We start from the raw sequence: 26473 nt of genomic DNA, 5'->3' as shown, positions 1-26473 counted from the left end.
ACTTTGCGGCCATGTCAGCGAATACAAATGTTCAGAAGATCGTACCCTTTGAAGGGTCAAAATTAAGCAAGAAGGAGCAGATAGCGTCCATGTTTAATGATATAGCTTACCGGTATGATTTCCTCAACCATTTTATGTCGCTGGGAATTGATGTGATCTGGCGTCGGAAAGCCCTGAAATACCTGAAAAGCCTGCAGCCCAAAAAAATGCTGGACGTGGCCACCGGTACCGGGGATTTTGCCGTGATGGCGGAAAAAAAGCTGCACCCTGACAGCATTACCGGCATCGATATCTCCGAAGGCATGCTGTCCCATGGACGGGAAAAGATCAAAAAACTGGGCCTGGAGCATAAAATCACCCTGCAGTTGGGCGATAGTGAGACAATAAGTTTTGCGGATGAGACGTTTGATGCCATAACAGTGGCCTTTGGCGTCCGCAATTTTGAAAACCTCGAAAAAGGGTTGGCAGAAATGCGCCGGGTGCTGAAACCAGGCGGAAAACTGGTGATTCTTGAATTCTCGAACCCGACAGTTTTTCCCATTAAACAATTATATAATTCGTATTTTCGTCTTATCGTACCTTTGATCGGGAAATTTGTGGCCAAAAGCAAAGCGGCCTACAGTTATCTGCCAGAATCCGTGAAAGCGTTCCCGCAGGGCGAAGAAATGCGAACCATATTACTTAACACAGGATTCCCGGCCGTTACATGCAAAACGCTCACTTTCGGCATATGTTCTATCTACTGCGCTACGCGCTGATATCCCTGTTGATCCTGTTTGTGTTGCCGGCAGCAGCGCAAACCAACCTGAATATGATAGACCATGATGCAAAACCCTATTATTTTGGCATCACGCTGGCCGCCAACCAGTCGTTTTTCAAACTGAAGCACTCTACCGCGTTCCTGGCCGATGATTCGACCATGATCGCAGAACCATTGAAAACAATGGGGTTCAACCTGGGATTGTTGGCCAATGCCCGCCTGACGGAGCATTTTGACCTTCGCTTCAATCCCCAGCTGCTTTTTGCGTCCAAAAACCTGTATTACCGTGATACCTATCCCAAGCCTGAAAGCACCGATAAAAAGATAGAATCCATCCTGCTGAGCTTTCCCTTACAGCTGAAATTCAAATCGGACCGTATCGGCAACATGCGGGTATATGTCATAGGGGGCCTGAAATACGATTATGACCTGGCCTCCAACGCACGCGCCCGCCGTGCAGAAAACCTGATCAAAATCCAGAAAAGCGATTATGGTTATGAAGTAGGCGCCGGCTTTGAATTTTATTTTGAAAGCTTCATTTTCTCTCCTGAATTCAAGATCAGCAACGGTTTCGGCAATGTGCTGGTCAAAGACCCGAACCTCCGTTACGCCAATGTGATCGAGAAATTGCAGTCCCGGATGATCGTATTTTCCATCCACCTGGAAGGATAAGCATTTTTCCTTTGCATAAGCCCGGTGTGAACTATCTTTGTAACCATGCAACAATATCTCATCAGGAATATCGCTGTGGTCAATGAAGGAACGACCACCGTACAGGACGTATGGATCAAGGGCAGCCGCATCGCCAAAATGGGCCCCAACCTCACTGTGAACGGCCATTACGAAGAAATCAACGGTGAAGGCAAATACCTCCTGCCCGGCGTGATCGACGACCAGGTGCACTTCCGTGAACCAGGGCTCACCGAAAAAGCCACCATCTATACCGAAGCCCGTGCGGCCGTCGCCGGTGGCACCACCAGCTTCATGGAAATGCCCAATACAAAACCAGCCGCCCTTACACAGGAACTGCTGGAAGACAAATATGATATTGCCCGGCAACATTCCCTGGCCAACTACTCCTTCTTCATGGGCGTATCCAACGATAACACAGAAGAAGTACTGAAGACCAACGCCAAAAAAGACCGTGTATGCGGCGTGAAAATATTCATGGGATCATCCACCGGTAATATGCTGGTAGATAATTTCCTGACACTGGAAAAAATATTCTCCGAAACAGAACTGCTGATCGCCACCCACTGCGAAGATGAAAAAATCATCCGCGCCAATATGGAAACGTTCAAACAGGAAAAAGGCGATCATCTTACCGCTGCTGACCACCCGCTGATCCGCAGCGTGGAAGCCTGCTTTGAATCATCCTGGACAGCCGTGCAGTTTGCCAAAAAGCACGACGCACGCCTGCATATCCTGCATATCTCCACCGCCAAGGAACTGCAACTGTTCACCAACATGATGCCGCTGGCACAGAAACGTATCACGGCCGAAGTGTGCGTACATCACCTGCACTTCACTTCCGATGACTATAAACTGTACAGCAATCTGATCAAATGTAATCCCGCCATCAAAGCACCGGAAAATAAAGCCGCGCTGTGGCAGGGCCTCCTCGATGACCGGCTGGACATCATCGCCACCGACCACGCTCCGCATACCTGGGCCGAAAAACAACAGTCTTACCTGCAAGCACCGTCAGGCGTACCACTGGTACAACACAGCCTGCTGCTGATGCTGGAATACGTGAAAAAAGGCGCGCTCAGCATTGAAAAAGTAGCAGAGAAAATGAGCCATGCTCCCGCTATCTGCTTCCGTATCAAAGAAAGAGGCTTCCTGAAAGAAGGATACTATGCCGACTGTGTCATCGTAGACATGCACGACAAAACACCTGTAGCCAAGGAAAATATCTACTATAAATGCGGCTGGAGCCCGTTTGAAGGCCATACCTTCCCGGCTGCCATCACGCATACGTTTGTGAGCGGTCACCTCGCCTATGCAAACGGTCAGTTCAATGAATCCACCAAAGGGCACCGCCTGAATTTTGAAATTTAGTTATTTTGATATTTAGATATTTATTCTGAGTATGCCTGGCTTATCTTTTGTGGCCTTGCTATCTTAGAATAAATATCTAAATGCCTGCATATCAAAATATATAAATTGGTGTGTGGAAAATCCTGATGATTGCATCTCCCTGTATATTAACCAAAATAATATTGCATGCAGCTGGACAAAACATCCTATTACGACCTATCTATCTTCAACCGCGACGAAGAATTTTCTTTGTTCCACCGGTTGGACTTCACCACCACTGCAGGCGGGAGAGACTATCTGCGCCAGCTTTTCAGCTCACCCTTACAGGATATTCCAGCCATCCAGCAACGGCAGAAAGCCCTGCAATATATACTCGAACTGGAAAGCAGCTGGCCTTCCATCATATCCAACGGCACCATTGTAGTGGTGGAAAACTACATGGAAGCCCAGATAGAACCCATTTCCAATACAGAAGGCCTCCCCTTAAGACTTCAGGCTATCATCAATAAAACACTGTATGCGCCGGACTTCGGCTTCATCAAATTTTCCTTTGAACAGCTGGTGAACCTGCTTCGTGGTTTCCGGACCTTCGTGGACGTATTCAATTCCGACCATGCCCCCAAAGTACTGAAGGTATTACTGGACCGGGCACAGCAGCTGTTACACAAAAAAGATTTCAGCGATATACTGGAAGTTGATGCAGCCGGTAAAATGAACTATGTGGAAATTCTCCGGTATGACAACTATATCCGGAGAAGGCACAGAAAAGTAGTGGAAGAACTGGTGACCCTTTATCATCAACTCGACGCCTACTACGCTATGGCCAAAGCGATGAAACACTACCAGCTGCAGTTCCCTGTTGTTACTGACAGTCCGCGGCCGGCCATTAAAGCGCAACAATTATATCATATCATCCTGCAGGCACCTGTTGCCTACGATGTAACGCTGGATGAAAAGAACCATTTTATGTTCCTCACCGGCGCCAACATGGCCGGTAAAACCACTTTCATCAGAGCCGTAGGCATCGCCGTATTCATGGCACACATAGGCATGGGCGTGCCTGCCAAACATATGGAACTGAGCTTCTTCCATGGCATTGTCAGCAATATCCAGGTACAGGACAATATCTTCAAGGGAGAAAGTTATTTCTACAGTGAAGTACTGCGTATTAAAAACACCATCATGCAGGTCAACGATGGTAAAAACTGGCTGGTACTGATCGATGAAATGTTCAAAGGCACTAACGTGGAAGACGCCAAAAACTGTTCACTCGCGGTTATCCGGGGACTGCTGCGCAGTTCCAACTGCCTTTTCATTCTCTCCACCCACTTGTATGAAGTAGCAGAAGACCTTCGTCACGAGAACAAAATTCTGTTTAAATATTTTGAATCTGACGTTATCCAGGATGACCTTCATTTTACCTATCTGTTGAAAGATGGTATCGCCAAAGAGAAAATCGGTTACCTGATCCTTAAAAGAGAGAAAGTATTGGACCTGCTGGACCAGATACATTAACGGCAACGCATAGAAAACCCAGGGCTGAAGCCCTGGGCTACGTTTAACGAGGCTGAAGCCCCGGGCTACGTTTAACGAGGCTGAAGCCCCGGGCTACGTTTAACGAGGCTGAAGCCCTGAGCTACGTTTAACGAGGCTGAAGCCCTGGGCTACGTTTAACGAGGCTGAAGCCCTGGGCTACGTTTAACGAGGCTGAAGCCCTGGGCTACGCATATACTTTGGGCGTGATTGAACGGGCGATCTTCAGCGGCATTTCTATCATCATATTTTTCCAGGGCGTATAAGGCAGTATTTTCCAGAACTGGTTGCTCATCCACTGTTTAAAACGGGTGTCGGGCACAAACCAGTCGGAGCCTTTGGCCATGTCCTGACAACGTTTTACAAACGGCCGCATCGTTGCTTCGTAATGGCGGAAGGCTTTTTGATAGTCGCCATTAGCTTCATGCAATTCCCCTGCGAGAATATAAGCACCGATAAAAGCCATACTGGTGCCCATTCCGGCCATTGGCGACGCACAATGCGCTGCATCACCGACGAGCGCCACACGGCCATTGGACCAACTGTCCATCTTAATTTGACTAATAGCATCAAAATAAAAATCGGGCGCGGTATCCATCATTTCCAACAATTGCGGCACTTTCCATGATTCACCCACAAATTTTTTACGGATGATCGATTTTTGCTGTTCCACATCGCGGTAGTCGTAATGCAGAGGACCTGATGAAAAGTAAAAAGAAGCCCGGGCTTCTTTGCCTTCACAGGCACCGAACACGCCTACACGTTTTCCGAGTGACCCGTAATACAGGCCGTCCATACCAAGATCCATGAAGTTAGGCGTAGTAAAGACGGCGATGTACAGCCCCAGGTGCGAGAGATATTTATGCTCTTCGCCGAATGCTATGGAGCGCACTTTGGAATGTACGCCGTCGGCGCCGATAACAAGATCGTAGCGGGCAGGCCGGCTGTTGCGGAAAGTGACGTTCACGCCGGTTTCATCCTGCGATAAGGCGGTGACGGAATCATTAAAAATATAACTGACCTGATCACGGGTAGCTTCGTACAATACTTTCACCAGATCGCCGCGCATGATTTCAAGTTCCCCGCTGGTAAAGCCATCGGGGAAGCGGGCGACGGTGCGGTTGTTTTCGTCGACCATCCGTATTTTCCCTGATCTTGTTTCGTAGCTGCGGATTTCATCCATCAGTCCCATTTGTTCAATAACAGGCAATACGGCCCCGCGGAAGTCCACCGCATAACCACCGGGCCGGATAGTGGGCGCCTGTTCCACGATGGTCACTTCAAAACCATATTTATGCAGCCAGAAGGCCAGTGCCGGACCGGCCACGCTGGCCCCGGATATCAATACTGTCTTTGTTTTCATGCTGTAAAAGTATCCGCTCGGGGAGTGCCGGACAACGACCGTAAGGTTAAACCGGCAGGAAATACCGGTAAACAACAGGAATAGGCCGGTAGAAGTCTTTTTGTTATATTAGTAACTGTTAACCCAACGCCATATGATTGTTAAAACCTTTGGCAGCGCCATTTACGGCGTAGATGCCATTACCATCACCATAGAAGTGAATGTATCTCCGCAGGGGAACCGTTTTTACATGGTCGGGCTGCCAGACAGCGCTGTCAAGGAAAGTGAGCGCCGGATCGAGTCGGCCATCAGCCATCTTGGTTTCCGGATGCCGCGCACCAGAACGGTCGTTAATATGGCGCCGGCAGCCATCCGCAAGGCCGGTGCTGCGTATGACCTGCCTATTGCCATCGGGATATTAGGCGCTTCCGGCAAGATACCCGCCGATGCCTTTGACCGGTACCTGCTGATGGGCGAATTATCGCTGGACGGCAGCGTGCTGCCTATCCGCGGCGCCTTGTCCATGGCCATACAGGCGCAGCAGGAAGGGTTCAAGGGGTTTGTGCTACCGGCAGTTAACGCACGGGAGGCCGCCATGGTAGCGCAGCTGGAAGTATATGGCGTATCGCATTTGTCTGAAGTGATGCAGTTTTTCCATCAGCCGGAAAGCCTTAAGCCATTGCCATCGGCGCCACCAGAGCGGGCGCAGGTATCCTTTGACCTTGACTTCAGCGATGTAAAAGGGCAGCATAACATCAAGCGGGCTTTGGAGATAGCCGCTGCCGGCGGGCATAACGCCATCCTGATAGGACCGCCCGGCGCCGGCAAAACGATGCTGGCGCAGCGGCTGCCCACCATCCTGCCGCCGCTTACACTGCAGGAAGCGCTGGAGACCACCAAGATCCACTCCGTGGCCGGTAAACTGCCACAACATGCATCGCTGGTATTGAAACGGCCTTTTCGTTCACCGCATCATACCATCAGCGATACCGCGCTGGTAGGCGGTGGCAGCCAGCCCCAGCCCGGAGAGATATCACTGGCGCATCATGGCGTATTATTTCTTGATGAACTGCCGGAATTCAAAAGGCAGGTGCTGGAAGTGATGCGGCAGCCACTGGAGGAGCGGCGGGTAACGATTTCGCGGGCACGGTCGGCCATTGATTTTCCCGCAGGGTTTATGTTGCTGGCATCTATGAACCCTTGTCCCTGCGGTTATTTCAATCACCCGGAAAAAGCATGTACCTGTTCTCCCGGTATGGTGCAGAAATATCTCAACAGGGTATCTGGTCCGCTGCTGGACAGGATAGATCTTCATGTAGAAGTGACGCCCGTATCTTTCAGTGATCTGACCGGCAACAGAGAAGAAGAGAAAAGCACGTGTATCCGTGGCCGTGTGATGGCCGCGCGGGAAGTACAGGCGGCGCGTTACGCCACGTTACCAGGTATTTATTGCAATGCGCAATTGAACAGCCGGCAACTGACAAAATATTGCATTGTTGAGGAAGACTGCAACCAGCTGCTGAAAAATGCTATTCAGCAATTAAAGTTGTCTGCCCGGGCGTATGACCGGATATTGAAAGTAAGCCGTACCATTGCGGACCTGGCGGGTGGACACAGCATAGCGGTGGCGCATATGGCGGAAGCTATTCAGTACAGAAGCCTTGACAGGGAAGGATGGATGTAACCATTATAATTACGAATTACGAATTACGAATTACGAATTACGAATTACGAATTACGAATTCACACCACTTCCTCCTTCTGGTATTCATCGCTTAGTTTCTTCTGTATTTCCGGCGGAACGGGCGCGTATTCTGCAAATTCAGAGTGGACCTTGGCTTTGCCCTGTGTAACGTTGCGCAGCGCAGCAAAGAGTTTATCCAGTTCCGCCTGCGGTGTACGGGCCTTGATCACCTGGTAACCATTCAGTGTATCCATACCCGTTATAACGCTTCGGCGGCTTTGCAGTTCGCTCATAATATCGCCCATCATGGTATCTGGGGCGGTGGCTTCCACATCAAACACCGGTTCCAGCAGTTGTGGCGCAGCCTGGTGGAAGGCATCGCGGAAAGCCATCATACCGGCTATTTTAAAGGAGATATCGTTACTGTCTACCGGATGCATTTTTCCATCGTATACGCTTACCCGTATGTCGCGCACATAGGAACCGGTGAGCGGCCCTTCCTGCATTTTTTCCATCACGCCTTTGAGGATGGAGGGCAGGAAGCGGCTGTCAATGGCGCCGCCTACGATGCAGTTGTTGAAGACGAGTTTGCCACCCCATTGCAGCGGCACTTCTTCCGTTTCCCTTACCGGGTATTCTTTGAGGGGCGGCATACCTTCGTACCAGGGCTCAATTTTCAGGTATACCTCGCCAAACTGTCCGGCGCCACCGGATTGTTTCTTATGGCGGTAAGAGGCCAGGGCCGGTTTACGGATAGTTTCGCGGTAAGGTATTTTAGCCGGCAGGTAGGCGACCTGCATTTTGTAGATATTCTCCAGGCGCCATTTGGTGACCAGCAGGTGGAGGTCGCCCTGGCCGTGGAGGATCACCTGTTTCAGTTCCCGGTTGAATTCCACCAGCAGCGTAGGGTCTTCCATGTGCAGTTCGGCCAGCACTTCGCTGAGTTTCTCATCATCAGCTTTATTCTGGGCTTCGATGGCTACACGGACTTTAGGGGTGGGAAACTGTATAGGGTCTATCTGAATGGGTTTGTTTTTATCGGAGAGGCTTTGGTTGGTGAAGGTATTTTTCAGTTTGATGGTACAGCCTATATCGCCGGCTTTGAGGGATTCTGTGTTATTGCGGTTTTTGCCATCGGTAACGAATATCTGGCTGAAGCGTTCGGACGTATTGGCTTCCTCGTTGAACAGTTCCATTCCGGGTTTTATTTCGCCGGACATCACTTTAAAGAAAGATAATCGTCCGACGTGAGGCTCCTGCAGCGTTTTGAAGATAAAGAGGCAGGGGGGGCCGGCGGGGTCGCAGGGCACTTCCCTGCCGTCGCTCGTCATTTCTGCGGGCATTTCCACCGCCGAAGGGGCCACATTATCGATAAAGCCCATGAGGCGGCCGCTGCCCATATCATTTTTCGCCGACAGGCAGAAAACGGGGAAGATCTGGTGTTTGAGCATGCCTATTTTAATGCCCTGGCGGAGCTCATCTTCATCGAGGCTGCCTTTTTCAAAGTATTGTTCCATGAGGGAGTCATCATTTTCCGCCGCTTTTTCCACCAGTGCGTTGTGGAGAGCTTCCGCTCTTTCCTTTTCGTTGTCGGGGATGGGAAGTTTTTCCGGTTTCCCGCCTGTTTCCGGGAAGCGGTAGAGGGTCATTTTAAGCAGATCGATGATGGCATTGAAACCGGGGCCCTGGTTGACGGGGTACTGCATGATCGTCACAGCGTTGCCGAGGACACGGGTGGCATCTTCCACGGTTTTGTTGAAATTGGCCTGTTCAGTGTCCAGCTGGTTGACCGCCAGGATGGTGGGCTTGCGGAATTTATCGACATAGTCCCATATCAGTTCAGTACCTACTTCCACGCCGTACTGCGCATTGAGCAGCAATACAGCAGTATCGCATACACGGATGGAGGCGATCACTTCGCCAATAAAGTCTTCCAGGCCAGGGGTGTCTATGATGTTGATTTTGTAGTCTTTCCATTCTGAGTGCAGTGTGGTGGCATAGACAGAGTTACCGCGTTCGTGTTCTATTTCATGGTAATCCGAGATGGTATTGTTTTCTTCTACTGTCCCGCGTTTGCTGATGATACCGGCTTCAAACAGCATTGTTTCGGAGAGGGTGGTTTTGCCGCTTTTGGGGGCGCCCAACAGTACGATGTTTTTGACGTGTTTTTCATCATACGTTTTCATATGTGGAGATTTAATCAGGTAATCGATTATCACCGTTGCCAAACAAAGAGCTACTACTATTAAGTTACTGATTTTTGCGCAAAAAATGACCTTTTGATTACCCATAATATGTTGCAACATGCAGTAACTTTGTGCACCTGTAAAGAACATATTATGAAACTATTGCTGCATTATCTGAAGAAATATAAATGGCTGGTAGTATTGGCTATGGCGCTGGCGAGCATTAACCAGCTTTTCTCCCTGTTGGACCCGATGATTTTCGGGTGGATCATTGACCGGTTTGCCTCCCATCCGCATACCACCCTGAAGGGAGGTGATATTTTACGGCCGGAGGGGCAGTATTTGTCCGGCGTATTGTTATTGATTGGCGCTGCTATTGGTGTAGCCATGGTATCGCGTATCGCGAAGGCTTTCCAGGATTATTTTGTGAACGTGATTGTTCAGAAGTTTGGTGCCCAGGTGTATACCGATGGACTGAGACACTCCCTGCGGCTGCCTTATCAGCAGTTTGAAGACCAGCGTAGCGGTGAAACGCTGGCCATCCTGCAAAAAGTACGGACAGACTGTGAGAAGTTCATCACCGCATTTGTGAACGTATTATTTGTATCGTTGATCGGAGTGGTGTTTGTGATGATTTACGCCGCCATGGTACACTGGACCCTGCCGTTTGTATATCTTATTGGCTGTGTGCTGCTGGCCGTGCTGATGAGTGTGCTAAGCCGTAAGATCAAGGTGATCCAGAAGACGATCGTAAAGGAGACCACTGCGTTGGCCGGTTCCACTACTGAATCGCTGCGCAACATAGAGCTGGTGAAGAGCCTGGGGCTTACCCACCAGGAGATCCGCCGGCTGAACAGCACTACCATCAAGATACTGATGCTGGAGCTGAAGAAAGTACGGAGCATCCGCAGTATCAGCTTTGTGCAGGGCACGTTTGTGAACCTGATGCGGCAAAGCATCCTGTTTTTGCTGTTGTTTTACATCTACCGGGATTATGTGTCCATCGGGCAACTGATGACGCTTCAGTTGTATTCCTTCTTCATCTTCGGGCCATTGCAGGAGTTGGGCAATATTATCCTTAACTACAGGGAAGCGCAGGTATCGCTGCTGAATTTCCAGGGCATCCTGAATACGCCGGTAGAAGAAACGCCGGCGCATCCGGTGAAGATCAATCATATTGACGATCTCACTTTCCGGCAGGTCAGCTTCAAACATCTGACAGCCGCCACCAAGGCGCTTGACAAGGTGAATTTTTCCGCCCGGGTGGGTGAAACCATTGCCTTCGTAGGGCCGTCCGGTTCCGGCAAAACCACGCTGGTAAAGCTGCTGGTAGGACTGTACAAACCTAATGAGGGCCATATCCTTTACAATGGCGTAGACGCCAATGAAGCAGACATGGACGACCTGCGGCACCAGGTGGGTTTTGTAACGCAGGACACGCAGTTGTTTGCCGGCACTATCCGGGAGAACCTGTTGTTCGTCAACCCCGGCGCGACAGACGCAGAGATCATGGACGCCCTGAACAAGGCGGCCTGTTATTCGTTGCTGGCGAGGGCCGACAAAGGTCTGGAGACCGTAATCGGCGAAGGCGGCATTAAAATCTCCGGAGGAGAAAAACAACGTTTGTCTATTGCCCGGGCATTATTACGTAAGCCACGTTTACTGGTATTTGACGAAGCCACGTCCGCACTGGATTCCATCACAGAAGAAGAGATCACCAAAACGGTACGCCAGGTGACCGCCAGCAAACAGCATATCACCGTAATGATCGCTCACCGTTTGAGCACCATTATGCATGCGGACCGGATTTATGTACTGGAAAAAGGGCATATTGTAGAAACGGGCAGGCATGATGAACTGCTGGAAGAGAAGGGTTTATACTACGCCATGTGGCGCCAGCAGATAGGCGAGCGCAAGCTGGAGACCGTCTAGTGAATTAAAAAACTTATTTTTGCACCGAATCAGTGTAAAAAAAGTATGGAACACAAACGCCCGAACTATTTCGTCAGCCTGTTAACGATGAAATGTCCCAAATGCCGGAGAGGAGATATGTTTAAGGACAAAAACCCTTTTCATTTTAAGTTCTCAAAAATTTTCAACATGTATGACAACTGTCCCGTATGCGGGCAGAAGTACGAGTTGGAGACGGGGTTCTGGTTTGGGACAGGTTATGTGAGTTATGCGCTTTCCGTGGCGTTCAGCGTGTTTAACCTGATTTGGTACGCTCTCTTTTTCGGTATTACCTGGAGAGACAACAGTATTTTTATCTGGCTGGGCGTAAACGGTGTGTTGCTGGTATTGATACAGCCCTGGCTGATGCGTATTTCCCGTGTTATCTACCTGTATTTTTTTGTGTATTATGACGATAGTACAGCGGGGTTAAAAGCGCCGGACCAGCAACAACATCATCATTAAAAAAATTCATGAATTCATTGAAAAAAATATGGGGCTGTGAAAACAGCCCCTTTCTTTTTCAACCAAAATCTGAACCAATGGTGGTCAGAAAATCTTTACCAGCAAAAACCAATAATAAAATAACCAGAGGGAAAACTGCTTAGCCTCCAAGGCGGGACAACCAATCACACAATCTTACAAAGCAGGGCGAAACTACAAAATCCGTCAACATAAAAACCATAATTTTATATAAATGGTAAATCTTCTGCGATGAACAGAAAAAAAACGTCGCTGAAAATGATCTGTAAACAGAATATTTGTAACTTCAGTAATAACGGCGATGATCTGATTTTGTGACGATCAAAACTGTTGAAGCAGCTGCCCCAATTTCCTTCGGAAAATCCTATCAAGCCCGTTACCAGTCTTCATCTTATATACTTGTTGTTTATTCACCAATAAATCAGCAATTATATGTCTTTTAAAGCGACCCTGTTGTTGGAAGGATCGACCATGAATGTGCTGGAATGTCATTTTACCTTTTCACAGGCAACGGACGAAACCGGCAAACCTTCCCACCGGCCCCGAGGGGGCGTTATCCGTATTGTTATCGAGTCAGACGGCAGCAGCCGGCTTTTCGACTGGATGATTTCCAATACCGGCGTTAAAAGCGGTACTGTTACTTTCTGGCGGCGTGATGTGATGTCGCGGATGAAAGAGTTACGCTTCACCGATGCCTATTGTGTCCGGTATGGCGAGCATTTCAACGCCAGTGGCGACATCCCGATGCAGGTGCGGTTAAAGCTGTCCGCCCGGGAGCTGGCATTGAACCAGAGTGTTTATCAGAACCCCTGGCCGCATTCCTGATTCGTATATACGTCACTGTTAACCCGAAAAAATTAATTGTCATGCCTTTAAACACATTGACCCGAATAACCATAGATGGAAAAACGTTCCCCCATTTCCGGGAGTTGCTGATCCGGCAACGGATCGACGGACATCATACATTTGAAATACATATTGACCAGGGATGGCTGGCCAGTTTATGGCCGGACGCTTCCGGCAAGGGACAGGACCTGCTGGGGAAAGACGTATGGGTGGAGATATCCGCCGCCGCAGCGCCGCAGACGGGCACTCTGCATTTCAAGGGGCTGGTCACCGCCATTCATACCGGCAAAAAAGGCGACGCCACGGCGGGCTTTTGCGTGCTGAAAGGAACCGACCCGGGTATTGTGCTGGACGGGGAACCACAGTTACGGGTATATGAGACCCAGACGCTGTCCCATATTGCGCGGCATTGCCTGAAAGCAGTGTCAGCCCATGCAGATGTGCGGATAGCTCCGGGCAATACAGCCCATCATCCCTACCTCGTGCAGTACCGGGAGAGTAATTATGCTTTTCTGCAGCGGCTGGCGGCGCGCTTCGGGGAATGGTACTTCTACAATGGCCAGCAGATGATCTTTGGCGCCTACGCCCCTGCCAAAATCATCCTGTCGCATCCGCGGGAGCTGGTACATTTCGATATACGGCTGCAGCTGACTTCCGGCAACCGGCGCTTTACCGGCTATGACTATGAGACCGGAGCTGCCTTCAGCAGCGGGCCGTCGCCGATGCCTGCAGCGGGCACCGGGCTGCTCACCACACGGGCAAGGGCCGCCAGCAGGCAGCTTTACCAGGAAGAAGGTTACGACAAAACGATGTCACAACATATGGCTGGCATTGCCTTACAGGCACAGCTACACGAAAAACGACAGCTGGCCGCGTCCGTAGAACTCACCGGAAAGAGTGAGCACCCCGGCATTCGCATTGGTGATATTATTGAAGCAGCCGCTTCCCTCTCTTCACCTGACCTTGAAGGGACGTTTACCGTCACCCGTATTGACCATCATTGTCAGGGAGACGGTGCTTATTTCAATCAGTTCACCTGCACCCCTACAGATTGTTGCATTCCATCCGGCCATAACGGTATTGCGCCCTGCTGCGAAGCACAAAGCGCTATTGTCACGGACAATCATGATCCGGAAGGGATGGGGCGCATCCGGATACGGTACCGCTGGCAGCAGCATGGAAGCTCACCCTGGATACGGCTGATAGCCCCTCATGGCGGCGCAGGCAAAGGGTTTCATTTTATTCCCGAAAAGGGCGAAGAAGTATGGGTGGACTTTGAAGGCGGTAACCCCGAGCTGCCTTTTGCCATGGGCGCCGCATATAACGGTAAAGACAGTACGAAATTCAGCGACGCCGGAAATAACCTGAAGATCATCAAAACACGAAGCGGCCATACCATAGAGCTGGACGACAGCAGCGGCGCGGAACAATTGCAGATCCATGACCGCAACGGCAACGTGATACAGCTTGACACCCATCGGGGAAACATTACAATCGCTTCCCCGGGACAGCTTCATCTGAAAGCCAATCATATCAGCATCGAAGCTACCGATCAGCTGGACATGCACGCCGGCGGCAATCTCACCCAGGGGGCGGGAGAAAACATCAGCCTGTATGCCGGCAGCCATACAACGGTGTTGGCAACACATATCATTCAACAGGCAAATGACAGTTTTACCCTCACTTCGCGTAAGCTGGAAGAGCAGGCAGAAAGCATATTGATCAACAGTATCCGGGAAGACCTGACACTGATGGCCGCCGGTACCGTTGCTATTAACAGCGTGGAAAAAATAAAACTGTCGTGATATGATACCATCCAATAACTCAGCCAGGCACCTGGTATGTGAAGGCGCACTTTGCAGCTGCGACAAGGCAGTGGCACCGGCGGCCGTAAAGGTGGTGTCACACGACCGGTACTATGTTCACGGCAGCAGTGGCACAGATCGCCCGGTAGTCACCACACACGAAAATGATCAGCGCGCCCTGCATTTCAGCAGCTGCCTTGCCGGCGGACAGCCAGCGCCCTGTACGCCCCAACTGTTATGGCAGATACCGGCCAGTCAACAACGTATTGTATTGGCCAACGGCGCTTATCCGCTGCCAGACAATGCCACCGCGCAATGTCTCACCAAAGGAGGCCGGCTGAAGATCCTCACCCATGGGCAACTTCCCTCCGGTGACAATGACCCTCCGGGTTTGTACAGCGGCGACAATCAGCCTCCGGCCGACAAACTGTCGATGACTTTTCCGCAGCAGGCGCCACATATCCAGCGGATCAAAGGCCCGGCAAAAGTACGTCAGCTAAGCAATGCCTCGTGGGAGGTGACTTTTGACCGTCCGCCTTCCTCCGGAGATATTGCCCTGTTGCACTGGGTACTTGAAAATGAAAAAGGCATAGCAGCAGTTTCCTTACATGGCGACCATATTTTCCGTCATCATTTCCTGCACAACGGGGATTACACGCTGCGTGTTTTCAGCGGAGAAGACTCTGAGGTCATGCTGACACAGAGGGTACAGGTCACGCCCACCGGCATCGTCTGTTCTCAGACTACCGCCAGGCCGGGACAACCTATCCGCTTCACCGTGGCAGACGCAACATCTGCTGATATATTCCGATGGGATTGGAGAGATGATAAAGGCTTTCGTGGCGCATCAGAAAACACCGGTCCGGAATTTCAACTGACGTTTGAGCAACCAGGACTCTACACTGTGCGTGCCACCACAGGCGATCAGACCTGGCAACAGGCCGTTACCATCTGTAACAACCGGATCCAACGTATCCAGGCAGACCGGCAGCCTGTCAGCGGCGCCGTCGTAACATTCGATGTCACCACCAGCCTGCCGGATTTAACCGCAAGGGAACAGCTTAAACTTCACTGGAAACTGGAAGGCCCCGAAAGCACGCACTGTGCGGGAGAACAAACATTCCGGCACCTGTTTGTTCATTGCGGGTATTATACGCTGTACGCCTATCTTTATAATATACAGCAGGAAGCAGCATTACATTTTGAAGTAAAGAATGCTACTGTTACCACCGCTCACTGGACGACACCGAATGGTTATGTTATCCGTCAGGCCGGCCATGATCAGGATGTTTGCCTGTACTTTGAACATACCGGCCTGGAAAAAAGAAAGGTATTGCTGGAAATATACGCCCGGCAGGCTTTTCACAGCAGACTGGTGTACACTTGCTTCATAACCATCACCACAACGCCCGCAGTGTCGCACCCGTTATCCATCAGCAGCTTCCGGCAACAGCTTCCATCAGGATGGGACAACGAACAACTGCAGCTCTATTTTCAGATCAAACCAACAGACAATATTCCCATCGAGCAACAAAATCGCCCGCAATTACTATTACATCGCCGGCAGCGTATTGTAAAAGTATACTTTACCGATCCACAGGACCAACGCATATATTTTATCACCGACCATCATCAGCAGATAGCGCTGAAAATATACGCTGTCAACCTTGCCGGACAGCAATTACAGGTGACAATCCTGCGCCGGAAAAGCTCGCCTCCGTTGCTGAAACCGCTGCACACCTACCCGGCGACGGAGCTGCTGCCATTACTGGAGCATGACGTCATTATCAGCAAACAACAGGTAACCGTCGATAAAACAGGTGCAGTAATGCTTCCTGTACCACTGGCGCCGTTATCTGCCATCAGCCTGATTTATGCATTGATACAACTTCCCGGATATAATGCTGTGTACTCGCGACAGCTATTTGTGTACCCTGGTAACCAGCTGCGGCTGTCACCCGCCATAAAAGCACGTTCCACCGCTGTCATAGAACGGGTATCCGTTTCACAAGGTCCATCAGAATGTCAGTCACTGGTATGGGGCAGCAAAGTAAGTTGCGCGTTTCGGAAGAAAGTCATCAGTATTGCACGCAAGTTACAAGCAGACCCGAATCACCTGATGACCTGTATGGCGTTTGAAACAGGTGGTTCTTTTCTGCCGCATTTGCTGAATGGGTATAAGCCGGGGACTACGCCGGCAGTGGAGAAATTGACGGAAGGGGTGTTGGCGGAGCATGCGGTGGGATTGGTGCAGTTTACGCAAAAAGCGATTAACCATATGAACAACCGATGGAAGCTTGGTATTAATAAGAAAAAACTAGCACACATGTCAGCAGAAGAACAGCTGGAATATGTCTATCACTATTTACGCGAGTTCAAAGGCAGGCTAAACACGTTAGAAGATTTTTATATGACTATCCTTAAACCAGAAGGAGTAGGAAAAGGAGAAGATTATATAGTATTTAGTGAGGAACAGGATAAAATAGCAAAGAGAAGCTGGTATCAAAAAAATAAGGGTCTCGATCTCGATAAAGATCGAATTGTTAGTAAGGCTGAAGTCCATGTAACAATTCATAAAAAGTATACAGAAGGCTTGAATTATAAAAATACTTGCGATGCCAATTGTAGAATGCTATCTATGATATCTAAGGATCAAAAAAAATGGCATCACCCTTTAAAAAGTATGCAACTAAGAGGCTGGTACAACTGCTGGGCTCCGGAAAGGAGCAAATATGGTATTATTCCCAGCCGCAAAAGTGGCAAGCATCAAGGGTTAGACCTCTATGCTCCAGAAGGTACTCCTGTATATGCGTGTGTAGATGGACTGATAACAGCATCTTATTACTCAAACTCCTACGGAAATGTTGTCATCATCAATGGCGAATATGATGACAACAACTATTACTTCTTCTATGCACATTTAAAGAACTCATCTAATTACAATGCAGGAGAAAATGTTAAAATGGGAGACGTCATCGGCTTTACTGGCAAATCTGGAAACGCCGCAAACATCAGAGCAGAGCAGGAACACCTGCACTTTGAAATACGAGTCAGAGAGAATGTGGGGCAAGGATTTGACGGCCGTATTGACCCCCTACAAATTATAAAAGAACTTAACGAAACTGATATCATTCACCCTCAAGAAGATCATCAATATGCGAAATCCATTTAGTAAAGCAGTAAGTTTGGTAGTAATAATATCGAGCTGCAACAGTCAAGTTGTATCCCCAAATGATATTTCTGCTTGGTCAGGTCAATACAAGTTAAGTACTTCTACTAACGAAATAATGAATGGGATAAATGTCGGTACTGACTACGAAATCAACACCAAAGACGACAGCTGTCTCTTTATTGGCGACGGCATACAGTACGCCTTCGAAGCCAAGTGTGCCCTCAAAACCAATAATGATACACTTCTGGGGTACTTTTGTTACGACGCTCGTGGCATAGAGCAATACTGGAGCCCGGAGCAACCTCTTTTCAAAATCTTCCGAAAAGATACCAACTACTACATTATTTCAAGTGCTATTCTTGAGGACACAACCAAAACCTATCTGTTAAAACATACCCCGGAAAGCAAAAAAATTCAATAGCTTTATATTCAACTTAACCGTGAATTGTGAATAAAGCTATTATCCTTTTATCGTTTTCTGTAGTAGTATTATCCTTAGGAGCCTGTAACCAGTCGGAGCAGCCTGGTAAACGTGGCGGTGGCGGCTTTTTTTCGTCCAAAGCCGGTAAGCCGGTGGCTTTTAAGCTGCAGTCGGGGCATCCTGACAGTGGCCGTGCATCCTTTGCCTTATCGGGGATAACCGTATCATTTGATCAGACAGCTGATGCGTCGCAAACCATCAGCATTAAAAAAGACGAAAAACGGCTGATCAACTATATCCGGACGGCAGATACAGCTGAAAAGGCCCTGCCGACGCCATATATGACGATCAACGGGAAGGATACTGTTATTACGTTTAACATCCGGCAGGATGCGTTCCGCTTTAAAATAAAAGGCAACAGGGCCACCTATACGAAAACGAAAGATAGCACAGCGAAGCAGTGATACAGCATAAAAAAGGCCGGCCCAAAGGGCCAGCCTTGTATGACTGAATAATCCGGACAAAACCTATTTAAAATCAATAGGGATAGCCAGTTTAACACTAAAATTACGTCCTACGTTAAAGACACCGGAGCGCCCTGTTACCTCGTTCACCGGTGCGTATTTCAAACGGCTCAGGTGATTCTGGTAAGCTACATCACCGATGTTGTTTACTGCAAAATGCAGCGAGAACAGGGTTTTGTTATGTTTATTCACAAACTCCGAACCCAGACCGGCATTCAGCAGTGTATAACTTCCTGTGGCTGTCTCGGTCTGATAAGCAGAGAACACATCATTCTGGGCAAAATTCATATCCATCTGTATTCCTACGTAAGCATTGCGCAGCGGGCCACCTACCTTTTTAAACTTGCCTTTCAACTCAGACAACCATCTGGCGGCGGGGATATTAGGCAGGTTTTTAGTTGAGTCGGTAGCGTTAACGTCAGTACCTCTTACATAGGAGAGGGTGTTTTCAAAATGCAGCCAGTCAACAGGGTGAGGGTGTATATCCAACATCAGCTCGCCACCATAGAGATTGGCATTAGCTTGTTGATACTTGAAGGCGGCAAATCCCTCGGCATTGTCATCAACCGGGATAGAATCTGTACCAGCTGCATTAAACAGTTTGCGGGAGAAGATGAAGTTGTTGATATGATTGTAGAACACATTGGCAGCCAATGAAACGTGCTGGGTATTGAACTCTACGCCTCCGTCTATCTGCGTGCTCACTTCCGGCTTCAGGTCCTGGTTGCCATATTCATATTTGATAGTGCCTTCATGTACGCCGTTGGCAGCAAGTTCAGAGATGTTTGGAGCACGGAAGCCGCGGGCAGCATTGAGCTTCAGCACCACCTGATCGCTGACTTCATAGCTAAGTCCCACGCTACCGGACACATTGGAGAAATTGCGGTTGAACGCTTCAAATTTTGTTTCGCCGGATGCGGCGGGCTTGCCGTCAGCATCGAGGAAGAGTGATTTGGAACGCATGGAACGGCTGTCAAAACGTACGCCACCGCTCAGGGTGAGCTTGTCGAAGGTTTTGCTTGTTACCGCAAAAGCGCCGATATCGAACAGGTTATAGGCGGGGATGAGGAATTCCTCGCCGGAGATTTCATTTTTCTGTTGCATCCCGTTTACACCGACAGTCGTCTGCCAACCGTTCATTTCAGGGAGATAATATTTGGCGGCATAGTTGAATGTCTGCAATTTCAGCCAGAGCTCTGGTTCATCGGGATGCAGGACATCTCCGAACTCACGACGGTTGTTCCACTGATAACCCAGTGTTAAGCCAAGACGGCCACCATTATGCAGGTACAGGCTGTTGTCCCATACCAGTTTCTGGTGGTTGATCTGTTGTTTGGGCACCGTCATGCTGTAGGACTTATTATCGCTGTCGGTAACAGCTACTTCTTCTTTTGTGCCGTTATCATTAATTGGTTTGATAAAACGGCCTTCGCTGTCGCGCTCTCCTTCTACCAGGCCAAGATGCTGATTAAAGGAGGTAAAGCTCAGGCGGGAGAAGCCCCACTGTTTGTTGATACCGATATTGGCGCCGTAGTTGGTGTTATTGAAACGGGAATTGAATACATACCCGTCGTATTTGTTCTTATAGTCATGTGCCTGTTTCTGGGTGATGTAGGCCCCCCAGCTGAAACCGTTGTTATTGCCGGCGATATCAGCATGGTAGGCCATGAGGCCGTTGTTGGTCTGGTAGTTGGCTTCTACGTTGCCTTTAATTTTGCCTTGCGGCAGCGGGGCGGGAGGTACGATGTTTACCACGCCAGCCAATGCGTCTGAGCCATACACCAGTGAAGCAGGGCCTTTCAGTATTTCTATTTTGCTGACATTGTAATCATCCACTTCGATACCGTGTTCATCACCCCATTGCTGGCCTTCCTGGCGAACACCATCGCTGACCACCACTACACGGTTGTAGCCAAGGCCACGGATGAAAGGTTTGGAGATAGCCGGGCCAGTGGAAAGCTGGCTTACACCGGGCACTTTGGCGATCGCATCAATAATGTTGGTAGAAATGCTCTGGTCGAGGACATCCCGGCGAATGATACTGATGGGCGTAGGTGTTTTTTTCACGGAAGTAGCCAGGTTGGCACCGGTGATCACTACTTCATTTTTCTCGATCAGTGTTTCGGTCAGTTCAAAATCTTTGGTGGTAGTACCATTTACACTGACTGTCTCCGTATAGGCGGCATAACCGATGGAGTGTATTTCCACAATATATTTTCCTTTCGGCAGATTTTTGATAGTATAATTTCCCTGGGCATCGGTAGCGGCGCCGACATGCAGGTCCGGCAGATAAACAGTAGCACCGGGAATAATGGCATGCGTAACTTTATCCGTTACTTTTCCGGTGAGTGCGTTAGAAAAAGTGCCGTCTTCAGGAATTCCGGCCTGGGCAGTGGGATGCAGCAACAGCAATGTCGCCATTAATCCGAGTATAAATACACGCAAATAATGCATACGTAAGTTATAAGAAATAAGAAAACAGTAAATACCAATAACCGTCTGCTACCCGCAGGTAATAACAGCTATATATCATGTGTAGTTGAAAAATCAGGCTACCTCAGATGGTGGCGCCCGGGGAGAGAGATGACGATAGGTAACATAGCTGGTTTCCGGCAACGGCCGCGGTTGAAATACCCATATTACCGGACGTACCGGTGAAATAAAATCAGTGGTGTACTGATCGAACGGTTCCACTCCTATCTGCAGAAAATCGCAGTGGCGGTGTTGCTCTGAGAACACGGTCCCGCCCACAGGCGTATGCACATCCTGGGTGTCGTGGTGACCGGCGAACAGGTGTATAAACTCCCGTGGGACCGTATTCAGGGTAAATACGCCCAGCAGGATGACCGCTAATATTTTTTGAAAATGTTTATACACCAGGGCAAAGGTAATAAACTTTACGCATTTGCAACATCGATGCATTTATATTGCACTATTTCACCTTCAGCATTGGTCTCACCTGTTGCACAGAGCCATTCTGGAACCGGGCATAGTAGACCCCATTGGGCAGGTATTCCGCATCGAAAGTGAAGGTATAGGTGCCGGGAGTGTGTATTTTGTTGACAGGCACGCTCACCAGCCGTCCCATGGTATCAAATATCTGTATCATGGTATTGCCGTTGCCTGTGATATAGGTGATGGTGGTGGCGCTGGTAAAGGGATTAGGGCTGTTAGTGATCAGTTTTTTATCGTCTGTGTTCAGATCGGGCAGGTTGGTAATGACACCACAGGCCACACCGCTGATCAGGGGCAGCCGCTGGTAATCTTTCTGCAGGATTTTGTTCAGATCGGTCTGGTCCACGCAGAACCACTGCTCAAGGATGGAGGCATAGACAGAGCGGAAATCATACTGCATTGGCACGTTGTCCGCCACGCTGGTATTATCAGGTATGGCCGGGGAGTTGCCCAGTACGCCCTGATTGACATAGTCGCCGAAGACGATCATCGGTGCAGCGGCGCCATGGTCCGTACCCATACTGAAATTCGATTTGATACGTCGGCCAAACTCGGAAAACGTCATCCCTACTACCCTGCGGGAAGCTCTCAGGCCTTTCAGGTCGTCCATAAAGGCTTTGATGGCATCGGACACACCGCCCAGCAATTTAGCATGGCCGCCGGTGGTAGTGTCACCGGATTCTGTCTGACTGGCATGGGTATCGAAGCCCCCTGTGCTCACCATGTACATGCGGGTTTTAAGCCCTCCGGCCACCAGGCGGGCGACAATCTTCAGCTGATCGGCCAGGTTATTATTAGCAGGGTATGGTCCCTGAGAAGTCACTTTAGCTGCTGCCGCTTTGATCGTCCTCTCATAGCTATTGGTCTGTTTGGCGATCATGCGGATATACTCCAATTCTTTGCCCGCTTTGGTGTTGGGCACAGGATCTACCACGCCGTCAATCAGGTTATAGAAATCTGTCGCACTGGTGATGGCCATTCCCCTGCTGGCATCAGCACCCTGAAAAGCCGGTGACACAATGGAACCGATCTGGATGGCCAGCGGGTCCGGGTTGTCAGCATTCGGGTAGCTGTCCTGTGGTCCGGGATATTTGGTATCGAGATAACGGCCGCCCCAACCGGAAGTCAGTATTTCATTGGAATCTGATCCGGTGAGCCAGATGTCCGTGGCGCGGAAGTGGGAGAAATTGGGGGAAGGATAACCAACGCTTTGGATGATGCTGGCTTTGCCTTCGTTATATAACTGCTGCACGCCTTTCATCGCAGGGTGCAGACCGGATTTAAGGTAGTTGTCGAGCCGCAGTACTTTTCCTTCCGGAATAGCAATGTTTGTCCTGGCAGACTGGTATTTTCCATAGATATCCAATGGGATGACCATGTTGAGCCCATCGTTGCCTCCGGTCAGCTGAATCATTACCAGCACGTGGTCATTGTCGGCAGCGGCGCCGCTTAAGGCAGCCAGCATGGGCGAGCTTCCAAAAGCCTTGATAGAAAAGCCGTTGATAATGGTTGGCAATATCGCGGCCGGGGCTGTATATTTCAGGAAATCTCTTCTTTTCATAGAAAGGTTTTTCAGGACAATTGATATTCTGAAAGGTTCATGATGTATTTGTACAGGGCTTGCAGGTGATTGGTAACCTCTTTCGTATTGGCAGCGTCGCCGGGATTGGATTTATAATTGTTCCAGGCGCTGGTCCAGTAGCTGTTAGTACTTTGTCCGGCCAGCAGGATGGTATCTTTCAGGAACGTCTTCACATTATCGGACACGCCTACACGGTAAAGGATATCCAGTGAATCGTTGACAAGTGCTACCGGATCGCCGGGGTTGGAGAGTTTGTCAGCAAATGCCAGAGGATCGATTTTCACGTTTTTATAGCCGGTGGTGATCAAACCATCGCTCAACTGGTTTCTTCGGGGCAGAGTGGCAGTATTAATCCACAGTTCATGGTAGGCGGGTTCCTGATAGTAGGCTTCCCAGCCTGCTACCAGCGGCGGATCGCCCAGGTTCTGCAACATACCGGCCATGGCATTGTGCAGATCGCCCCAGCGTTGGTACTGGTTGGTGTAGTCTGATGGGAACGTCACGCCAAATTCGCGGCACATGCCGATACAGAAATCCACAGGGCTTTTAATCAGGCAGGCCATATTAAGCGGATCAAAGAAATGCTCACTGGTAAACAGTGCGTTGAGCGTTGCTTTGATATCATAACCGCTGCTGCGGAAAATATCTGCCAGTGGCTGGATCACATTCGCTTCTGTAGCCTGGTCTATATCATAGTATACAAAAAAGCGATAGAGTTTACGGCAGATGAACTTAGCGACTTCCGGTTGCGCAAAAATGATATCCAGGAGGGCGTCCACCTCGGTGGCACCATCCGGCCCGGTTTGACCGGAGATTACCTTGTTGCCGTAGAAACCGGAAAACTGTTTATTGGTGATATCGTGCTGCGTTGTGTTAAACGTACTGACGATCGCGGTACGATCTACCCGGAAGCCCGTCAGCACGCGGGCGGTCGCTCTTACATCATCTTCCGTATAGTGGGAATCAGGCCCTTTTCCGACGGTAAAGAGCTCATGTAGTTCGCGGGCGTAGTTTTCATCAGCAGCGCCTTTGGAATTCAGGTAACCGTTGAGATATACGAGCATGCATGGGTCCAGCGTCACTGCTTTGGTCAGCGCTTTAAAATTGCCCAATGCGTATTGCCGTAGGGTGAGGTTATACTGGTAGATAAAGCGGCTGTCATTCACCATAGTTGTTTCTGTCACAAAGTGATTATGCCAGAAGAGCACCATTTTCTCGTGTATGCTTGCCTGTTGGTTGAGCATCTGCCCTACCCACCATGCTTTATAGGAATCGATCCTTTTGCGTTCCAGCATTTCATCGCCCTGGGCGGCTCTTACCCAGGTGGCGCCTGGCGCCACGCCGGTACTGTCCGTGCCGTAGTTATTCACCGGAGGCGTAGGGTCTGCCTGTGCTGTAAGCAGTATGTCCACCACCTGTTGCATACCAAGGCTTTTCAGGGCTTTGATATTTTCCGGCGAAGCGCCGAAGGTAGTCCGTTTAAGGAGGTGGATGAGTTGCTGGTTGCCCCAGGCACCAGTGTAGGGAGTAAGCCCGGTTGCCGTACGGGCAACAGCTTTGCTGTTCCGCGTATTGCGGGCAGGCGATAAGGTCAGGAATTGTCTGCGATCCATAAAGCGATATGGTTGAGATAGCGGGATGGCCTTTAATTCCGCCAAATTAATAAAAAATTTAATTCAACAGGATTAAATTATCATAAAACCGGTGGGATATAAAAACAAAAGCCGCAGGAAAATCTTCCTGCGGCTTTGAGCTATAATGTATTACGAAAAGAATCAGGCAATATTTTCGATGATGCCGGCGATACCCTGGCCACCACCAACGCAGGCAGTCACGATACCGTACTTTTTATTCAGTCTTTTCATATCGTTGAGTATCTGTACGGTGAGCTTGGCGCCGGTGCAGCCCAGCGGGTGTCCGAGGGCGATGGCGCCACCGTTGATGTTCACGATATCCGGGTTGATGCCCAATTCGCGGATCACGGCGATAGACTGGGAGGCGAAAGCTTCGTTCAGTTCCACCAGGTCGATGTCCTGGAGTGTTTTACCGGCTCTTTGCAGCACCTTGGGCACAGCGGCTACCGGTCCTACTCCCATGATACGCGGGTGCACGCCGGCAGAAACACAGGCCACCAATCGGCCGATAGGTTTCAGTCCCAGTTCGTTGACCATTCTTTCGCTCATCACAATAACGAAGGCAGCGCCGTCGGAAGTTTGTGAGGAGTTGCCAGCTGTTACGGAGCCTCCGGCAGCGAAAACAGGTTTCAGTTTGCCCAGTGCTTCGAGGGAGGTGTCTCCGCGTGGTCCTTCGTCGGTGTCCACGGTGAAGGTGCGTTTTTGTTTTTTACCTTTTTCATCCACGTATACTTCTTCAACGTTGATAGGGAGTATACCGGATTTGAAGTACCCTTCCTTAATAGCTTTCAATGCTTTCTGGTGGGATTTAAAAGAGAACTCATCCTGGTCCTGGCGGCTCACTTTAAATTCATTGGCCACTGCTTCAGCGGTGAGTCCCATGCCGATATAGTAGTCAGGGGTGGTGCTGGCCACGGTGTAGTTGGGCACGGTTTTCCAGCCGGCCACCGGCACCAGGCTCATACTTTCCGTACCACCGGCGATGATACAGTCGGCCATCCCTGTCTGTATTTTAGCGGTTGCAATAGCGATTGTTTCCAATCCGGATGCGCAGTAGCGGTTGACCGTCATTCCCGGTACATCAATTCCCAAGGCACGAACGGAGATCATGCGGCCGATCTGCAGTCCCTGTTCCGCTTCCGGAACAGCGTTCCCCACAATCAGGTCATCAACCCTTTTAGGGTCCAGCTGTGGCACAGATTGCAGCAATCCCGTAATCACATCTACAGCCAGATCATCGGGTCTGTAAAAACGAAATCCTCCCCTTTTGGACTTACCTACCGCTGTGCGGTAGCCGGCTACTATATACGCTTCTTGCATGAAAAAATTATTTTATAATGAGCTAACGGTTAGATTATCAATATAATGGATATTTATCCACATTTTTACCTTGTAACCAAATTTAATTAAATTAAGCACACAAATGTGCGACAGAACCGTTAAATTTGTCGATACCCATTTTGGGTGTGTTATTAATGACTCTGTAGCTCAGTTGGTAGAGCAGCTGACTCTTAATCAGCGGGCCTAGGGTTCGAGTCCCTACAGGGTCACAAGCA

At 49.6% G+C, this 26473-nt stretch carries 19 protein-coding genes and 1 tRNA gene; 13 read left to right on the top strand and 7 right to left on the bottom strand.

Going from position 1 to position 26473, the window contains the following annotated elements; translation table 11 throughout:
- Positions 1-11 precede the first annotated feature (11 nt).
- The 4 genes from ubiE (at position 12) to ACTJJS_RS18985 (ending at position 4315) form a co-directional block, all read left to right on the top strand.
- On the top strand, positions 12-758 hold the full coding sequence (ubiE, locus tag ACTJJS_RS19000; RefSeq protein ID WP_168870111.1) for a bifunctional demethylmenaquinone methyltransferase/2-methoxy-6-polyprenyl-1,4-benzoquinol methylase UbiE: 747 nt from the start codon (positions 12-14) through the stop codon (positions 756-758).
- The gene (locus tag ACTJJS_RS18995) at positions 731-1432 is read left to right on the top strand and encodes an outer membrane beta-barrel protein (RefSeq protein WP_168870112.1); all 702 of its coding nucleotides are present in this window, start codon (positions 731-733) and stop codon (positions 1430-1432) included. The genes ubiE and ACTJJS_RS18995 overlap by 28 nt, the downstream gene beginning before the upstream one ends.
- Before the next feature lie 45 nt (positions 1433-1477).
- Positions 1478-2821, top strand: a complete 1344-nt coding sequence (locus ACTJJS_RS18990; protein ID WP_440664869.1) for a dihydroorotase — start codon at positions 1478-1480, stop codon at positions 2819-2821.
- 165 nt (positions 2822-2986) lie between these two features.
- Positions 2987-4315 (top strand): MutS-related protein, encoded by a 1329-nt coding sequence (locus ACTJJS_RS18985; protein WP_440664868.1) that lies wholly within the window; start codon positions 2987-2989, stop codon positions 4313-4315.
- Between the two features lie 205 nt (positions 4316-4520).
- Here ACTJJS_RS18985 and ACTJJS_RS18980 read toward each other — a convergent pair whose 3' ends face one another.
- On the bottom strand, positions 4521-5696 hold the full coding sequence (locus ACTJJS_RS18980) for an FAD-dependent monooxygenase (protein WP_440664867.1): 1176 nt from the start codon (positions 5694-5696) through the stop codon (positions 4521-4523).
- Between the two features lie 133 nt (positions 5697-5829).
- Between ACTJJS_RS18980 and ACTJJS_RS18975 the strand changes: the two genes are divergently transcribed.
- Entirely contained in the window at positions 5830-7359 is a 1530-nt protein-coding gene (locus tag ACTJJS_RS18975; RefSeq protein ID WP_440664866.1) for a YifB family Mg chelatase-like AAA ATPase, read from the top strand.
- 59 nt (positions 7360-7418) lie between these two features.
- On the opposite strand, the gene ACTJJS_RS18970 is transcribed toward ACTJJS_RS18975, so the two are convergent.
- Positions 7419-9545, bottom strand: a complete 2127-nt coding sequence (locus tag ACTJJS_RS18970) for an elongation factor G (RefSeq protein ID WP_440664865.1) — start codon at positions 9543-9545, stop codon at positions 7419-7421.
- Positions 9546-9698: 153 nt separating this feature from the next.
- Between ACTJJS_RS18970 and ACTJJS_RS18965 the strand changes: the two genes are divergently transcribed.
- The 7 genes from ACTJJS_RS18965 (at position 9699) to ACTJJS_RS18935 (ending at position 18686) form a co-directional block, all read left to right on the top strand.
- The gene (locus ACTJJS_RS18965) at positions 9699-11477 is read left to right on the top strand and encodes an ABC transporter ATP-binding protein (protein ID WP_440664864.1); all 1779 of its coding nucleotides are present in this window, start codon (positions 9699-9701) and stop codon (positions 11475-11477) included.
- A 45-nt stretch (positions 11478-11522) separates the two neighbouring features.
- Positions 11523-11960, top strand: a complete 438-nt coding sequence (locus ACTJJS_RS18960; RefSeq protein WP_440664863.1) for a DUF983 domain-containing protein — start codon at positions 11523-11525, stop codon at positions 11958-11960.
- A gap of 450 nt (positions 11961-12410) precedes the next feature.
- The gene (tssD, locus tag ACTJJS_RS18955) at positions 12411-12803 is read left to right on the top strand and encodes a type VI secretion system tube protein TssD (RefSeq protein ID WP_168870120.1); all 393 of its coding nucleotides are present in this window, start codon (positions 12411-12413) and stop codon (positions 12801-12803) included.
- Positions 12804-12844: 41 nt separating this feature from the next.
- On the top strand, positions 12845-14629 hold the full coding sequence (locus ACTJJS_RS18950) for a type VI secretion system Vgr family protein (protein WP_440664862.1): 1785 nt from the start codon (positions 12845-12847) through the stop codon (positions 14627-14629).
- Position 14630: 1 nt separating this feature from the next.
- Positions 14631-17801 carry a peptidoglycan DD-metalloendopeptidase family protein gene (locus ACTJJS_RS18945; protein WP_440664861.1) on the top strand — a complete coding sequence of 1057 codons (3171 nt, stop codon included), beginning with the start codon at positions 14631-14633 and terminating at the stop codon, positions 17799-17801.
- Positions 17785-18222 carry a DUF5991 domain-containing protein gene (locus ACTJJS_RS18940; protein ID WP_440664860.1) on the top strand — a complete coding sequence of 146 codons (438 nt, stop codon included), beginning with the start codon at positions 17785-17787 and terminating at the stop codon, positions 18220-18222. The genes ACTJJS_RS18945 and ACTJJS_RS18940 overlap by 17 nt, the downstream gene beginning before the upstream one ends.
- Positions 18223-18248: 26 nt before the next feature.
- Positions 18249-18686 carry a hypothetical protein gene (locus ACTJJS_RS18935; RefSeq protein ID WP_440664859.1) on the top strand — a complete coding sequence of 146 codons (438 nt, stop codon included), beginning with the start codon at positions 18249-18251 and terminating at the stop codon, positions 18684-18686.
- Positions 18687-18749: 63 nt separating this feature from the next.
- On the opposite strand, the gene ACTJJS_RS18930 is transcribed toward ACTJJS_RS18935, so the two are convergent.
- From ACTJJS_RS18930 to ACTJJS_RS18910, 5 genes are all read right to left on the bottom strand, one after another.
- Entirely contained in the window at positions 18750-21167 is a 2418-nt protein-coding gene (locus tag ACTJJS_RS18930) for a TonB-dependent receptor (RefSeq protein ID WP_440664858.1), read from the bottom strand.
- Positions 21168-21293: 126 nt separating this feature from the next.
- Positions 21294-21668, bottom strand: coding sequence for a hypothetical protein (locus ACTJJS_RS18925; RefSeq protein ID WP_440664857.1), 375 nt, complete (start codon positions 21666-21668; stop codon positions 21294-21296).
- Positions 21669-21678: 10 nt separating this feature from the next.
- Positions 21679-23262, bottom strand: a complete 1584-nt coding sequence (locus ACTJJS_RS18920) for a DUF1501 domain-containing protein (RefSeq protein ID WP_168870127.1) — start codon at positions 23260-23262, stop codon at positions 21679-21681.
- Between the two features lie 11 nt (positions 23263-23273).
- A complete protein-coding gene (locus tag ACTJJS_RS18915) occupies positions 23274-24896 on the bottom strand; it encodes a DUF1800 domain-containing protein (RefSeq protein ID WP_440664856.1) in 1623 nt (540 codons plus the stop codon).
- Positions 24897-25058: 162 nt separating this feature from the next.
- Positions 25059-26237 carry a thiolase family protein gene (locus ACTJJS_RS18910; protein ID WP_440664855.1) on the bottom strand — a complete coding sequence of 393 codons (1179 nt, stop codon included), beginning with the start codon at positions 26235-26237 and terminating at the stop codon, positions 25059-25061.
- Positions 26238-26394: 157 nt separating this feature from the next.
- On the opposite strand from ACTJJS_RS18910, the gene ACTJJS_RS18905 reads away from it, so the two are divergent.
- Positions 26395-26467 (top strand) — tRNA-Lys (locus tag ACTJJS_RS18905).
- Positions 26468-26473 lie beyond the last annotated feature (6 nt).

Source organism: Chitinophaga sp. 22308 (assembly GCF_052045305.1).
GTDB classification, from domain to species: Bacteria; Bacteroidota; Bacteroidia; order Chitinophagales; family Chitinophagaceae; genus Chitinophaga; species Chitinophaga varians_A.
Note: the sequence above shows the minus strand (reverse complement) of the source record. Positions and strands in the feature narration are given on the sequence as shown.

Coding starts and splice junctions, on each gene's coding strand:
- ACTJJS_RS18915 (WP_440664856.1), bottom strand. CDS start 24,896: ATGGATCGCAGACAATTCCTGACCTTATCGCCTGCCCGCAATACGCGG.
- ACTJJS_RS18950 (WP_440664862.1), top strand. CDS start 12,845: ATGCCTTTAAACACATTGACCCGAATAACCATAGATGGAAAAACGTTC.
- ACTJJS_RS18990 (WP_440664869.1), top strand. CDS start 1,478: ATGCAACAATATCTCATCAGGAATATCGCTGTGGTCAATGAAGGAACG.
- ACTJJS_RS18965 (WP_440664864.1), top strand. CDS start 9,699: ATGAAACTATTGCTGCATTATCTGAAGAAATATAAATGGCTGGTAGTA.
- ACTJJS_RS18980 (WP_440664867.1), bottom strand. CDS start 5,696: ATGAAAACAAAGACAGTATTGATATCCGGGGCCAGCGTGGCCGGTCCG.
- ACTJJS_RS18995 (WP_168870112.1), top strand. CDS start 731: ATGTTCTATCTACTGCGCTACGCGCTGATATCCCTGTTGATCCTGTTT.
- ACTJJS_RS18930 (WP_440664858.1), bottom strand. CDS start 21,167: ATGGCGACATTGCTGTTGCTGCATCCCACTGCCCAGGCCGGAATTCCT.
- ACTJJS_RS18960 (WP_440664863.1), top strand. CDS start 11,523: ATGGAACACAAACGCCCGAACTATTTCGTCAGCCTGTTAACGATGAAA.
- ACTJJS_RS18970 (WP_440664865.1), bottom strand. CDS start 9,545: ATGAAAACGTATGATGAAAAACACGTCAAAAACATCGTACTGTTGGGC.
- ACTJJS_RS18910 (WP_440664855.1), bottom strand. CDS start 26,237: ATGCAAGAAGCGTATATAGTAGCCGGCTACCGCACAGCGGTAGGTAAG.
- ACTJJS_RS18975 (WP_440664866.1), top strand. CDS start 5,830: ATGATTGTTAAAACCTTTGGCAGCGCCATTTACGGCGTAGATGCCATT.
- tssD (WP_168870120.1), top strand. CDS start 12,411: ATGTCTTTTAAAGCGACCCTGTTGTTGGAAGGATCGACCATGAATGTG.
- ACTJJS_RS18985 (WP_440664868.1), top strand. CDS start 2,987: ATGCAGCTGGACAAAACATCCTATTACGACCTATCTATCTTCAACCGC.
- ACTJJS_RS18940 (WP_440664860.1), top strand. CDS start 17,785: ATGCGAAATCCATTTAGTAAAGCAGTAAGTTTGGTAGTAATAATATCG.
- ACTJJS_RS18945 (WP_440664861.1), top strand. CDS start 14,631: ATGATACCATCCAATAACTCAGCCAGGCACCTGGTATGTGAAGGCGCA.
- ACTJJS_RS18925 (WP_440664857.1), bottom strand. CDS start 21,668: ATGCATCGATGTTGCAAATGCGTAAAGTTTATTACCTTTGCCCTGGTG.
- ubiE (WP_168870111.1), top strand. CDS start 12: ATGTCAGCGAATACAAATGTTCAGAAGATCGTACCCTTTGAAGGGTCA.
- ACTJJS_RS18920 (WP_168870127.1), bottom strand. CDS start 23,262: ATGAAAAGAAGAGATTTCCTGAAATATACAGCCCCGGCCGCGATATTG.